11 protein-coding genes are annotated in these 12,549 nt (G+C 72.7%); 3 read left to right on the forward strand and 8 right to left on the reverse strand.

Features of this window, described 5'->3' with window-relative positions; genetic code table 11:
• Position 1: 1 nt before the first annotated feature.
• The 3 genes from ACQPYK_RS16620 to ACQPYK_RS16630 form a co-directional block, all read right to left on the reverse strand.
• Complete coding sequence (locus tag ACQPYK_RS16620) at positions 2 to 1,120, reverse strand: C39 family peptidase (protein WP_433256172.1); 1,119 nt, start codon at positions 1,118 to 1,120, stop codon at positions 2 to 4.
• A gap of 86 nt (positions 1,121 to 1,206) precedes the next feature.
• On the reverse strand, positions 1,207 to 2,088 hold the full coding sequence (locus tag ACQPYK_RS16625; RefSeq protein ID WP_433256173.1) for an alpha/beta hydrolase fold domain-containing protein: 882 nt from the start codon (positions 2,086 to 2,088) through the stop codon (positions 1,207 to 1,209).
• A complete protein-coding gene (locus ACQPYK_RS16630; RefSeq protein ID WP_433256174.1) occupies positions 2,085 to 2,927 on the reverse strand; it encodes a nitroreductase/quinone reductase family protein in 843 nt (280 codons plus the stop codon). The genes ACQPYK_RS16625 and ACQPYK_RS16630 overlap by 4 nt, the downstream gene beginning before the upstream one ends.
• A gap of 713 nt (positions 2,928 to 3,640) precedes the next feature.
• Here ACQPYK_RS16630 and ACQPYK_RS16635 point away from each other — a divergent pair.
• Positions 3,641 to 3,856, forward strand: a complete 216-nt coding sequence (locus tag ACQPYK_RS16635) for a hypothetical protein (protein WP_433256176.1) — start codon at positions 3,641 to 3,643, stop codon at positions 3,854 to 3,856.
• Positions 3,857 to 4,046: 190 nt separating this feature from the next.
• Here the strand turns inward: ACQPYK_RS16635 and ACQPYK_RS16640 are convergent, their stop codons facing one another.
• Positions 4,047 to 4,277, reverse strand: a complete 231-nt coding sequence (locus ACQPYK_RS16640; protein ID WP_433256178.1) for a DUF397 domain-containing protein — start codon at positions 4,275 to 4,277, stop codon at positions 4,047 to 4,049.
• Between the two features lie 91 nt (positions 4,278 to 4,368).
• On the opposite strand from ACQPYK_RS16640, the gene ACQPYK_RS16645 reads away from it, so the two are divergent.
• Positions 4,369 to 5,784 carry an SWIM zinc finger family protein gene (locus ACQPYK_RS16645; protein WP_433256179.1) on the forward strand — a complete coding sequence of 472 codons (1,416 nt, stop codon included), beginning with the start codon at positions 4,369 to 4,371 and terminating at the stop codon, positions 5,782 to 5,784.
• The gene (locus tag ACQPYK_RS16650) at positions 5,781 to 8,726 is read left to right on the forward strand and encodes a DUF6493 family protein (RefSeq protein WP_433256181.1); all 2,946 of its coding nucleotides are present in this window, start codon (positions 5,781 to 5,783) and stop codon (positions 8,724 to 8,726) included. The genes ACQPYK_RS16645 and ACQPYK_RS16650 overlap by 4 nt, the downstream gene beginning before the upstream one ends.
• A 74-nt stretch (positions 8,727 to 8,800) precedes the next feature.
• Here ACQPYK_RS16650 and ACQPYK_RS16655 read toward each other — a convergent pair whose 3' ends face one another.
• The 4 genes from ACQPYK_RS16655 to ACQPYK_RS16670 form a co-directional block, all read right to left on the reverse strand.
• Positions 8,801 to 9,457 carry a pyridoxine/pyridoxamine 5'-phosphate oxidase gene (locus tag ACQPYK_RS16655; RefSeq protein ID WP_433256182.1) on the reverse strand — a complete coding sequence of 219 codons (657 nt, stop codon included), beginning with the start codon at positions 9,455 to 9,457 and terminating at the stop codon, positions 8,801 to 8,803.
• A 91-nt stretch (positions 9,458 to 9,548) separates the two neighbouring features.
• On the reverse strand, positions 9,549 to 10,265 hold the full coding sequence (locus ACQPYK_RS16660; RefSeq protein ID WP_433256184.1) for a DUF4232 domain-containing protein: 717 nt from the start codon (positions 10,263 to 10,265) through the stop codon (positions 9,549 to 9,551).
• A 199-nt stretch (positions 10,266 to 10,464) separates the two neighbouring features.
• A complete protein-coding gene (locus ACQPYK_RS16665; RefSeq protein ID WP_433256185.1) occupies positions 10,465 to 11,571 on the reverse strand; it encodes a DUF5925 domain-containing protein in 1,107 nt (368 codons plus the stop codon).
• Between the two features lie 135 nt (positions 11,572 to 11,706).
• Positions 11,707 to 12,447 carry a GntR family transcriptional regulator gene (locus tag ACQPYK_RS16670; protein ID WP_433256187.1) on the reverse strand — a complete coding sequence of 247 codons (741 nt, stop codon included), beginning with the start codon at positions 12,445 to 12,447 and terminating at the stop codon, positions 11,707 to 11,709.
• Positions 12,448 to 12,549 lie beyond the last annotated feature (102 nt).

Raw genomic sequence — 12,549 nt, forward strand, 5'->3', positions numbered from 1 at the left:
ATCACCAATTGCCGTCGGAGGCGGGCAGGGGAAGGCCGGGCGGGTGGACGACGTGCACGATCCCCCCGCTGCCGGAACTGCGGAGCCAGACGTTCTCGAACGCGGCCCTCGGATAGACCCGGCGCACCGTGTCGTCGTCCGGCGCGGCGGGATCGTTGGCGATGACGTCACCGCTCGCGGTGAAGCCGACGACGACCATGATGTGGCCGCCGGTGGAGTATCCCGAGCCGGGCAACTCGTGGTCGCGGAACGACTGCGAGGTGAGCACCGGGATCCCGGCGCGGACCAGACGCTCCAACTCGGTGAGCGAGCGCAGCCGCGTGACGAATCCGTCCAGGCCGTACCGACCGGCGTAGGCGACGCCGAACGGCCAGTTCCCGGTGCCCTGGTAGCTGTGGTCGTACATGTCCCGGGCGGCGTGGTCCACGGCCGGGCACGGATCGTCCGGCGCGACCCAGGACAGCTCGTCCCCGCGGGGGCCGCGCTCCCAGTAGGCGAGCACCATGCTCATCGAGGCCGGGCTGCACCAGTTCTCCCCGCCACCGTCCCACTCGGGAAAGTGCCCCTTGTGGACGTTCTGCGACCGTCGCGGCACGTCCAGCTCGACACCCGCCGCCTCCCCGGGCGGGCTCGCCGGCACCGCGGGCCGCGAGGGCACCGCCGAGGCCATCACCCCGGCCCGGTGGACCTTCGCGCCCGCGCCGTACAGCGTGAACCTGAGCCGGTAGGCGGTGACCGGCCTGGTGGCCACGTAGGTGTCCACCGCGACGTCACCGTCCTCGTCGCCCTGACCGGGCAGGGAGGTCCGGCAGATGTCGCCGTCGCCCTCGGCCCAGCGGCCCATCACGTACCACTTGGTGAGGTGGCCGGAGGCGGTGCGGGCCTGCAGCCCGACCTCCAGCCAGGTCCCCGGCGGGGCGCTCGCCGTCCATGACGGCACCAGCTCGGTCGCGGGGAAGCCGACGGCCGTCTCCTCGCCGGTCCAGCGGGTGTAGTCCCAGGTCCGGACGGTCCCGCCGAACGGGTCGCGATAGTCGGCCCGGCCGTTCTCATACGGGGCCACGTCCGCCCAGCGGTGCAGGACGACGCGGCTCGGAGCGGCGGGAGACGGGGTGACCACCTGCCCGATTGTGGTTTCCGGCCGGACCTGGCGCATCGGATGGTTTACGTATCCGTAATAAGTGGTCAGGCCCGGTGCGCGGGGCGTTATCCGATCCACTCCGTGAGGCGGCGGAGGAAGACGGTGGCCACCGGCAGCGGGGTGTCGGGCAGCACGGTCGCGTGGAAGGCGTGCGGCATGCCCTCGTAGACGTCGAGGTGGACGCTTCCGCCGGCGGCCGAGACGGCTTCGGCGAAGCGCCGCGCGTCGTCGAGCAGCACCTCTTTCGAGCCCACCGCGAGCAGCAGCGGCGGCAGCCCGCCGAGCTCGCCGTACAGGGGGGACTGCGGCGCCTGGTCCGGGCGCGCCCCGGCCAGATACCGGGTGCGGACGTGGTCGAGCACGGCCCGGTTGACGAAGTCCTGGCCGTCGTTGGCGTCGATGGACGGGCTGGACAGGGTGAGGTCGGTCTGCGGGGAGACGGCCAGCGCCGCCGCCGGGAGAGGATCGCCCGTCTGCTTGAGCACCAGCAGCGCCGACAGCACCAGCGTGGCGCCGGCCGACTCGCCGGCCAGGACGATCCGTGAGGCGGGCACGCCCTGGTCGAGCAGGCTCCGATAGGCGGTCAGCACGTCGTCGAGCGCGGCCGGGTACGGATGGTCGGGGACGAGCCGGTAGCTCACCGCCAGGGCGGGGCGGCCGGTCGCCCGGGACAGGCGATAGGCCATGATCATCTCCAGGTGGGGGTTGGTGTACTCGAATCCGCCCCCGTGCACGTAGACCGTCACCCCTGTCTCGGCCGCCGCCGCGGGGTTCGCCGGGTCGCGGGGGGCGGTGACCCACTCACCGGGGACGCCGCCGGTGTGCGGCAGGACGGGGGTACGGTCGGCGTCGGCGGGCAGCACGGGAGGCTGGGACCGCATCGCTCCCATCTGCGTCGTCACCGCGGCGACGGCGTCGGGTGAAAGGGGGATGTGGGTGACGTTCATGAGGAGGCTCCTTCGGCCATCGTGTTCAGAATCGGGATCAGCTGCTGCTCCTCGTAGTCCAGGTGCGCTTCGAGGTCGGCGGTGAGGCGGTCGACCTCGGCCAGCACCATGTCGGCGTCGGACCCGTCGCCGGAGACGACGGACCGCAACCGCGTCAGAAGCCGCTCGACCACCACGTGCTCGCTGCGCAGCCGGGCCAGGGTCGGGGCGAGTTCGGGATGGCGGGTCTCCAGGAAGGGGAACATCCCACCGTCCTCGATGGTGTGGTGGTGGTGAAGGCCCTGGCACAACGTCAGGCAGTTGACGCGCAGCTGCGTGCCCAGGCCCGGTCCCGACTCGGCGAGCTCCTTGCGGATCAGGACGAGCTCCCTGCGGAACGCGTCGTGGATCAGCTTGAGGGCCTCCGCCGGTGACCCCGCGGGCGGCGGGCCGCCGCCCGCGGTCAGAGCGACCACGGGGATGATCCGGCTCGTCCTGGCCTGGTAGTCGGCCCAGCCGGGATCGGCCTCCACCGCGCGGGCGAAGAGGCGGTCCCGCTCCTCGCCGCGCACGACGGTCGCCTCCGCCTGGTAGGTGAAGACGCCGTCCTCCACGGTGACGTGCGGGTCGGCGAGGAGATTGTGGTACCAGGCCGGATGGGTCGAGGCGCCCGCGGCGGAGGCGATGACGAGCTTCCGTTCCCCGTCGGGCAGGTAACCCAACGGAGTCGTGCGGCGCGCTCCGGTCCTGGCCCCGATGGTCGTCAGAAGGAGCAGCCGGGCTCCTTCGAAGGGGCCGCCGACCCGTCCGCCGTTGGCGCGGAACTCCTTGATGATCTGCTGGTTGAAGTCTTCCGGCATGCTCTGCTCTCCAGGTATGGGGAAATCCGCGGCTGGGCGCGGTGATGACGAATGACCACGACGGTGAACCACCGTCGTGGGGACACCGTCGTGGGGACACCGTCGTGGGGACAGGGTGAAGCGGGCACGGGCCGACCCGGCCCAGAACGGATGAACCTCGCCGAGCACGCGGGACGGCGGACCGTCAGCCGGTCACCGATCCATCGGACCGGCCGGATTCGACCAGGGCTCGCGTGCGGGAGTGGTGCTCAGCACCATTGGCACGGGGACGACGCGCGGGCGCCGATGGGGTCAGGCGCGGCCTGTGGAGTAAGAACTCACGACATCATCCCCTGCTACGTTGCCTCCATGCCGCCGCCGTCCTCCCGGCCGGCGGCACGCGACATGCGGATCATTACAGGCCCTCACCCCGGACCCTGTCAAGGCGTGACGCTCCTACGGCCCGCCGCCGTCCGTCCGGACGAGGATGAACGGCAGGAGGATGAACGGCGGACGGTGCGACAAGGATCACGCGATGGCCGTCCTCATCCCGATGCAACGCCATCCAGCCGGGGAAACTCACCCACCACGGTCGTGGACGCGATCCGGATCGGGTGGAGCGAAGGGCGCTGGTGCCCGGGTGAGGTGAACATCCGGCGAAATGATCCTTTCGCCGGAAAGGGCGCTGGCACGGTAAAACCGGCACAGTAAAAGGGCGCTGGCACAATATGGGCATGCGATGCACCCAGTGTGACGGCACGGACCTGGAGCAGGGCTTCATCGAGGACGACGGTGAGCACTCCCACGGGTACAGCCGCTGGATCCAGGGCCCTCTGGAGCGCGGATTGTTCGGCGGTGCCAAGCGCTTGTGGAGGGCGCGCTGGACCATCGACGCCTTCCGCTGCACCCGCTGCTCCCATCTCGAACTGTTCGCCCGTTCGCAGGACTGAACGAGGCGGCGCGGGAACCCGGCCCGCCGGTCGTGCCGCGCAGAAGTCCCAAGCGGAGCAGGCGCGGATCACCCGGCCCCTACGTTGTGGCACCCGCTCGGGAAAGGCTTCGTCGAGGCCTGGAGCCCGCCGGAGGAAAAGGCCCCGGACCGCTGGGAGAGGTGGAGTCCGGGGCCTTCGAAGCCGGTTTTCAGAGGTCGAATTCGGCGGCCTTGACGCCGTCGAGGAAGGCGACCCACTCGCTGTCGTTGAAGAACAGCACCGGGCCCGCGGGGTTCTTGCTGTCGCGCAGCGCCAGGGTGGCGTCCTGCTTGTGCGCCGGTCGCTGCGCGGCATTTTCGAGTCTGGCGATCTCGACGCAGTCACCGCCGTTGTTTCCGCTGAGGCTCGACTTGTGCCATTTGAGTTCGTTCAGGTCCATCGCTCTTCCGCCGTTCTCCTGATGGCGTCGGCGTCCGCCCGCCCGGCCGGTCGATCATGTTTTGTCGGTAGTGATCTCTACTGTCCGCGGCATGACGAATGCGGTGCAGGCGTACTCCTACGCCGGACCCTCCACGCTCTCGGAGGGCCATCTGGGACTGTCGACCTCCGGAGGCCGGACGGCCACGGGCTTCCTCGACCATCCCCGATTCTTCAGCGGGCTGCTCACCCAGGCCGCACCGGCCGCGGCGGGACTGCTGGCGGTCGCAGACGTGGCGCTGGCGCGCTACCACCGGCCCCAGCCCGGCTTCACCCGCGACCCGGTGGTGACCTGCGGCGGCGACCGGCTCCGGTTCGAGTCGTTCTCCGCCTGCGGCGGCGTCTACTCCCGCCTCGACGTGCTCGGCCCCGCCCTCGACGGCGAGGTCTTCGACCGGGGCACCACCAACGTCGACGTCAACAACCCGCTGCGCGAGGCGCTGGCCAGGGTCGGCGGCCGGGACCCGCTGCACGTGGGCGTCGGACCCGACGAGCTCACCGTCACCACGCTCGACGGCGCGGTGGTGGAGAAGAAGGTGCCGCTGCCCGCCCGGTGGCTGCGCGGCTTCGCCGAGGTCCAGGTGATCGCTGCTGGGTTCGACCTGCGCGCCGAGCTGCCCGGCCCGCAGGCCGTACGGTTCCTGCGGGGCCTGCCCAAGCGGGCCGCGGCCGAGGTGTGGGCGATCCCGGCCGGCCGGGAGCTGCGGGTGTCGGACCGGCAGGCGCCCGGCGGGGTCCACCTGGCCGGGGTCGGGCGGCTGGCCACGATGACGCCGCTGCTCAGGTTCGCCAAGGCCCTGCGGGTGTACGGCCCGGCGGACGGTTCCGGGTCCAGCGCGTGGGAGCTGGAGCTGCCCGGCATGCGCTACACGCTGGCCCTGTCCCCGCAGGCCTGGCGCGGCTTCTCCGGCGAGGGCGCGGTCCTCGACGACCTGTCCGGCGACGAGGTGGCCGACGACGCCGACCTGGTGGGCGTCCTGCTCAACTTCGAACCCACCTTGGAACTCGGCCTGCTCGCCGAGCGCTCAGGCCTCTCCCCCGAGCGGGTCAGGGCCGCGCTCACCCAGCTCGGCACGGCCGGCCGGGTCGGCTACGACCTCGCCGAGGCCGCCCACTTCCACCGTGAGCTGCCCTACGACCGCGACCACGTCGCGGCGCTGAACCCCCGCCTCACCTCCGCCCGCGCGCTGGTGGCCGCGGGCACGGTCCGGCTGATCGGCCCCGATTCCGCCGAGGTGACCACGGACGGCGGCGTCCGCTCCGTCGGGCTGGAGGCCGGATCGTGCACATGCCCCTGGTGGTACGACCACCGAGGCTCGCGCGGCCCGTGCAAGCACGTGCTCGCCGCCCGCATCCTCGCCCGTGAGACCGCCGAAACCCCCGGCCCCGAAACCCCCGGCCCCGAAACCCCCGGCCCCGAGACCGCCGTGATCTCGCAGGCCCTCCCGACTCAGGAGCCCTCCCGATGACCGTCTGGGACGAGGTCCGCGACCTCATCGACGCCTGCAGGACCACCAGGCTGGCGACCCGCCTGACCCTGCTCGACGACGCCGGACGGCAGGAGGTCGCCCGTGAGCTCCCCGGACACCTCAAGCTGCTGCGCGGCAGGATGGCCGAGGACGCCCCCTGGGAGAGACTGGGCGAATGGGCCGAGCCGCTGCGGGTGGCGGGCGCCGGCTCGCTCGGCGGCGCCGCGGCCGTGGCCGCCTGGCTGAACAAGCGCGACCTCGCCGCCCCCCGGTGGGGAAGGACGTTCGACGACACCGCGGCCCTCGCCGAGGTGATCTCCGCGCGGGAGCCGCAGTGGCAGGCCGATCTGGCCGCCCGGCTCGCGCTCCGCGTCCGCGACCGGCGCTCCCCGGACGCGCCGCTGGTCCTGGACCTGCTGCGCCGTACCGGCGTGACCCCGCCGCAGCACGACCCGCTCGTGGTCGCCTGGGTCTCCACGTCGCCCAGCGTGCGCGGGCTTCGCCGAGACCCGCTTCTCGGCGCGCTGCTGCCCCGGATCTTCGAGGCCCAGGGCGTCGGCCGCGCTCTGCGCGAGGAGCGGAGCAAGCCGCTGAGCGCCTACTCCTGGCTCGGCGTGCTGGCCGTGCTCGCCAGCGAGGGCACGGTCAAACGCGAACTGCTCCTCGACGGCTGCGTCAGCCGCTTCCTGCGCGGCGGAGACGTCCAGGACCTGCGCTTCTTCGTCCGGCTGCACGAGCTGCTCGAACCCACCTACGTCGAGGTGGAGGCCCGCGCCCGCGACTACCTGCGCCTGCTGCCGGCGGCTCCGGGCCCGGTCGCCGAGCTGTCGCTCAAGCACCTGCGCCGTCTCGACCACCTCGAACCGGCGGACGAGACCGAGGCCCTGGAGGGACTGCTCTTCCGCGCCGAAAGCGGGCTGGTGCGCGCCGGGCTCACCTGGCTCGACCAGGCTGTACGGCAGGCGCCGGAACGGGCCGACGAGCTGGCCTCCGCGCTGGCCTCGGCTTTGGGCCATGAGGCCTACGCCGTACAGGAACGGGCCGTGCGCCTGGCGGTCAAGCACGCGGCGCACTTCACCCCGCTGGGCGCGGAGACGCTGCGCGCGGCGCTCGCCACGCTCCCGCCCGACCTGGGGCGGAGCCTGGCCGAGACGATCGGCGGGGAGGCGGAGCCCGAGGAGGAGCCCGAGGTCTTCATCCCGCCGGTGCTCGCCACGCCGGAGCAGCCGGAGCCGTTCCCCGAACTGCCCGGTACGGTGGCCGAGTTCGTGCAGACGCGGTGGCCCCACAGCTGGCATTCGGGGGAGAACCGGCTCGCGGGCTTCGTCCGATTCGCGGCCGAGGATCGCGAGGCGTTGCGCGCCGCGCTCGCCGAACCGGCCGGTCACGCTCGCGTCCTCTACGAACGGGAGGACTGGTACGCGACCGAGGAGTGGTTCACGGCGATGGCCGCGGAGCTGGTCTCGCCCGGCGCCGACCCCGGGCCACCGGTCGAGGAACCCGAGGTCTTCGATCCCGACGCCGTGCGGCGCAACACCATGATCAGCATCAGCGGTGAGAACGGCGAAGAGCTGTCCTTCGACGACCTTCCCGCCGAGATGCAGGACTCCATTCTCCGGAGCATCGCGGGATTCGGGGACGACGACGTCGCTCCGGACGGCACGGAACCCGCCACCGGTGAGCCTGCCGAGGACGCGGCGCTCGAACCCGGCGGGGGGATCGGGGGCCCGAACTCGGTCGTGGAGGAGGCGGAGCCGCAGGGCGCGATCAGCGTCATGAGTTTCGGCTACGCCTCGTCCGGACCGCGGCGCATGCGCCGGGAAGTCCGGCCCGACCGGCTGCCCCGGGACCACACCGTCTCCGCGCCGCACCGGTTCCTGCTGCGGCGGTGCGCCGAGGCGCTCGCCGCGCTCAAGGCGGACGCGCTGCCGCCGGTGCTGCTGGCGACCCCGACCGGCGAGACCGGTCACCTCGACCCGGCCGTGTTCCTGACCCGGCTGGAGACGCTGGAGGCGGCCGGGGCCGAGCCGCTGCCCGCCGACTTCCAGCAGGCGCTGCTGCGGCTGCCGCGAACCGTCGCCCCCGAGGTCGTGGCCAGGGCCGGGCGGCTGACCTCGGAGGCCGGGCGGCGGGCGGCGCGCAGGCTGAAGGACGGCCCGGTCGAGCCGGAGACCGGCGCCCGCTGGAGGTATTTCGAGGGCGCCCGCGCCTGCTACGTCGACGAGCGGAGAGCGCCCCATGGCTCCCACGTGAGCCTGACCCCGCACCTGAGTGTGGAGCCGACCGGCCTGGCCTTCGTCGACGAGCTGCTCGGCGAGGTCTCCACCGGCAGCTGGGGAGAGCATGGCTCCTACATGACCTGGTGGCCCGCGATCCTGCCGTCGCACCGCGACGTGGTCGCCGCCCACTACCTCCCTCACCTGTTCAGCGTGTGGGGTCGGTCCGGAGTCGAGGCGGCCTGCGCCGAGATGCTCACCACCGCCGGCGGACCGGCCGGTGAGCCCCTCGCGCTGCTGCTCGCCTCCTTCCTGGCCAAACCGGACTCGGCCGAGGGGGTGCGGCTCCTGCTGCTGATGGCGGCCCGGGGGGATCTGCCCGCGGCCGCGCTCGGAAAGCAGCTGGTTCTGCTGACCAGGTACACCGAGGCGAAGCTGGCGCACGCGGCGACCGCGCTGGAACAGGCCGCCCGGCAGGGCGCCCACCGGGAGGTCTGGCAGGTGATCCGGGCGGCGTTGCCGTACGCGCTGCCGGGCGAGGGAGAGAGACCGGCCCCCGGCCTGACCGACCTCGTCGCCCTGGGCGTCACGGTCGCCAGGTGGGCCGCCGCGAGCGGGGAGATCGCCGAGCTCACCCCGTTCGCGCACCGCAGGTCCTCCAGCGCGTTCGCCCGCGAGTGCCGCCGCCTGCACGAGCTGCTGGTCGCCACGGAGGCCGGAGCCTGACGACCGCGTGGCCCGAGATCCGCGAGCTCGTCGACGGGGCCGGGCGGGGAGGCGGCCGTTCGGTCAGGCGGAGGTCACGGCCACAGCGTCTGCTTCGACCAGGCGTCGCCGGCGCGTGAGTAGCGCAGCCGGGTGTGCCGCCGCTCGGGGTCGCCCTGCCAGAACTCGACCTGCTCGGCGCGCACGCCGTACAGGGTCCAGTGCGGGGCGACGAGATCGGGGTCGTCCTCGACCTTCGCGTACGCCTCGGCCAGGGCCGCGTCGAGCTCGGCCGGGTCCGCCAGCACCTGGCTCTGCCGTCCGATCAGCGCCTCCGCACGTGAGCCCGGCGGACGCCCCAGGAAGTCGCGGGCGCTGTCGGCGCGGTCGGCGGGCCGTACGGCCCCGCGGATCCGGATCTGACGGCCGATCGTCGGCCAGAAGAACGTCAGCGCCGCGTGCGGGTGCGCGGCGAGCTGGCGGCCCTTCGGGCTGGTGGAGCCGGTGGCGAACTGCCATTCGCCGCCGGTGAGGTTCTTCAGGATGAGCACGCGCGCCGCGGGACGCCCGTCGTCCACGGTGGACAGCGTCATGGCGTGGGGCGCCGGGACTCCCGCCGCGATGGCCGCCTCCAGCCACTCGACGAACAGCTCGTCCGGGTCGTCGGGCGCGCCGGCCGTGTCGAAGCCGGGCATGGAGGCGGGGAACACCGGCAGCGCGCGAAGAAGCCGCCGGAGATCGTGGACGGACATGTCCCTCCTGATTCTCGGTGAGACCGGGACAGGAGGGACTGTAGCGAAGGGGGCGCGATGTGTTCATCGCCCCCTGCCCGTCGGCCGGTTCTCACAGGTGCGTGCCAGCGGCCATCGGTGCGATGTCGAGACGCCCGTCGTCGCACGCCCTGGCCGTGAAGGGAATCTCCAGGTGTGCGACCTCGTCCGGCGGGATGATCATCAGCCGTGCGGAGACCGGGCACCTGGTCTCGCTGCCGACCGGCACCTCGGTCCAGTGGAGCCTGGCGTGGGCCCCCGCTCCGGGGCGCAGGGTGATCCGACGCGGCCGGACGTTCTCTCTGCGTGTCCTGGTGCGCAGCGCGTCGCCGTTGCGGTCGATCATGATCAGACCGGCGAAGCCGTACACCCAGCACGTCCGGGCGGACCTGTTGGTGATCACCAGCGGCGCGTACCGCTGGCCCGCCCCCGCGTCCACCGTGCCGATTCGCGCCGCGAGTGCTTCGGTACGGCAGCGCCCGACCGCCGTCCGCGCGGTGGAGGAGCCGGTGGCCGCGACCTTCAAGTCCGCGCCGGTGAGCCGTGTGTTCGCGTCCGTGAGCCGTGCGTCCGCGCCGGTGAGGCGTACGTCTTCCGCATCCGCGAGTCGTGCGACGGCCGCCTTCGCGGCGGCTCCCGCCGCCGGCATGGCGTTCCATTCGGGGGACGCCCGCTCGGAGGACGTCCGCTCGAAGGACGGGGAGGAACCGCACGCGGCCGACACGACCAGCACGCCCGCCATCACCGTCGAGAGAGCCGCCAGCCGCCCGGCACCGTTGGATCGTTTCATGCCCTGTTGGACGCACGCGGCAGGGGTTTTGTTGTCATTCCTCGTCCGGGCTCCGCCCGGCCGCGCCTTCCTCGAACGCTCGCGGGGTCGACCCCTCGGGCGATGCGCGACCGGACGCTTCCCCGCCGTGCCTTCCTCTCCTCACCCCGCCCGGCGGCGCCTTCCTCGAAGCGCCCCGCCCCGCCCGGCGGCGCGTTCCTCAGAGGTAGAGGCCGGTGTTCTCGGGGGCGAGGACCGGGCGGTCGGCCACGCCGTCACGCAGGGCGAACAGTTCGGCCAGGGTGGCGCCCGAGGACGGGACACCCTCGGCGGTGCCGAGCCAGCCCGCCGCCTCGTCGTGGGGGAGCGCGCCCACCTCGATCTGGGCCAGGCAGCGACCCGGGCGGACCACGGCGGGGTGGAGGCGGGCCAGATCCTCGTTGGTGGTGATGGCCACCAGCACGTCACGCCCCTGGCCCAGCAGGCCGTCGGTCAGGTTGAGCAGCCGGGACAGGCCCTGACCGGTCGCCTCCTTGGCTCCGGACCTGATCAGCTCGTCGCAGTCCTCAAGCACGAGCAGCCGCCACTTCTCCCCGTCCTCGTCCGAGCCCACCGCGACCTCCATCAGGTAGCCCGGAGAGTTGAACAGGTGCTCCGGGTCGAGCACGCAGTCCACCTGGCACCACGCCCGCCACTCATGGGCGAGGGTGCGCAGCAGCGTGGTCTTGCCCGTGCCGGGCGGGCCGTGCAGGAGGACCAGGCGTCCGTGCACGTCGGAGGGAGTGACGGACATCAGGCGCGACAGCGGGCCGCTCAGGACACGGGCGTAGTTGTCGCTGACCTCCGCCCACGGAGAGGCGGTGATCGGCTTGGCGGAGCGACGGGCGCCGTGGGAGCCCTGCCACCAGAAGCCCATCTCCACATGGGCGCTCTCGGGCGCGGGCTCCACCGCGTCCTTGGTGATCTCCTCGATCACCGAACGGGCCAGCTCCTCCCGGATCGCGGTCACGCTGACAGTGGCAGCGCGGTTGCGGAACCGGACGGCTCGTAACGTCCAGCCCTCTCCGCACACCAGCCGGGAGTCGCGGCCGTCCTCCTCCCGCGCCGCGCGGACCAGAATCCCGGCAGCCGGCATGAGTGACGCCTCGGGACGCACCCGCTCCAGGCTCACGGTGCACGACCAGGGCTGGGCGCCCGTGGCGAAGGGGGACAGCGCCAACGCGTCGATCACGTCGACCGCCGAGTCGCCGTCGTCGAGCCACACCCTCATCGGCAGCTCTGCCGGGCGTGGTTCCGGTGTGAAGTGGACCTCCTTGAGTACGGACATGACGGCAATGATCCCTTTTGCCGGTACGGAGGTCGAAGGGTTTTACGGGACAGGCGGAGGGGCGACGGCGGGTTGTCCGACGGCGGAGCGTCCGTCAGTGGGGCGTCCGTCAGGAGAGGGGCCAGAGGGCGTCCGTCAGGGGAGGGGCGGTGAGAGCGGAGGAGAAGCGGTGAGGGCGTCCGCCGGAGGCCGCGGAGCGGTCCGGCGGCGGGTGCGGGTCACCTTGACCGGGTCGATGTCGGCGGCCCACCGCTCGGCCAGGGCCAGGGTCGGCTCGCGGCCGTCGGCGACGTGACGCAGCGCGCACGCGGCGGCCCGGTCGGGGTCACCGTCGGAGATCGCCGCGTAGAGCTCCTCGTGTTCGGCGCACTGCCGGCCGGGATCGCGGTCGGAGGTGAGCCGGAACAGGCGCCGGAGCCGGGCGTCGAGCGGCCGCATCAGCGTGTCCAGCAGCGTGTTGCCGGAGACCCGCACGACCTCGGAGTGGAATTCGGCGTTGGCCGCCGCGATCTCCCGCCGGTCGCCGCGCCGTACGGCGTCACGGGCGTGTTCGAGGCGGGAGCGCAGCCGGGAGAGGTCGTCGGCGTCGGCCCGTTCGGCGGCCAGCCGCGCCGCGAGCACCTCCAGGCTCTCGCGCACGTCGAACAGGTCGCGCACGTCTGCGGGGGTGAACGGGCTGACCAGCGCGCCCCTGTTGGGCACGATCACCACCAGGCCCTCGGCGGACAGCAGGCGCAGCGCTTCGCGGAGCGGTATGCGGGAGACGTCGAGCTCGGCGGCGAGGTCGCGTTCCACCAGGCGCTCACCCGGCCGCAGCTCCACCTCGACGATGCGCCGCTTGAGCGTCTCGTAGACCCGGTCGCGCAACGCGCTCACCCCGCCCCCCTCTCGTCGGGGCCAGCCTAGTCAAGGGGCGCTCCGGCTTGCCCGGTTAACGGTATACCACTAACGTCTGCGGCGTCACCGCGGAGAGGGAGT

It is taken from the genome of Streptosporangium sp. CA-135522 (assembly GCF_050949235.1).
GTDB lineage: Bacteria > Actinomycetota > Actinomycetes > Streptosporangiales > Streptosporangiaceae > Streptosporangium.

Excerpts from the sequence above, each read along its gene's own strand:
- ACQPYK_RS16660 (WP_433256184.1), bottom strand. The coding sequence starts at position 10,265 with ATGAAACGATCCAACGGTGCCGGGCGGCTGGCGGCTCTCTCGACGGTG.
- ACQPYK_RS16630 (WP_433256174.1), bottom strand. The coding sequence starts at position 2,927 with ATGCCGGAAGACTTCAACCAGCAGATCATCAAGGAGTTCCGCGCCAAC.
- ACQPYK_RS16640 (WP_433256178.1), bottom strand. The coding sequence starts at position 4,277 with ATGGACCTGAACGAACTCAAATGGCACAAGTCGAGCCTCAGCGGAAAC.
- ACQPYK_RS16665 (WP_433256185.1), bottom strand. The coding sequence starts at position 11,571 with ATGTCCGTACTCAAGGAGGTCCACTTCACACCGGAACCACGCCCGGCA.
- ACQPYK_RS16650 (WP_433256181.1), top strand. The coding sequence starts at position 5,781 with ATGACCGTCTGGGACGAGGTCCGCGACCTCATCGACGCCTGCAGGACC.
- ACQPYK_RS16655 (WP_433256182.1), bottom strand. The coding sequence starts at position 9,457 with ATGTCCGTCCACGATCTCCGGCGGCTTCTTCGCGCGCTGCCGGTGTTC.
- ACQPYK_RS16645 (WP_433256179.1), top strand. The coding sequence starts at position 4,369 with ATGACGAATGCGGTGCAGGCGTACTCCTACGCCGGACCCTCCACGCTC.
- ACQPYK_RS16625 (WP_433256173.1), bottom strand. The coding sequence starts at position 2,088 with ATGAACGTCACCCACATCCCCCTTTCACCCGACGCCGTCGCCGCGGTG.
- ACQPYK_RS16635 (WP_433256176.1), top strand. The coding sequence starts at position 3,641 with ATGCGATGCACCCAGTGTGACGGCACGGACCTGGAGCAGGGCTTCATC.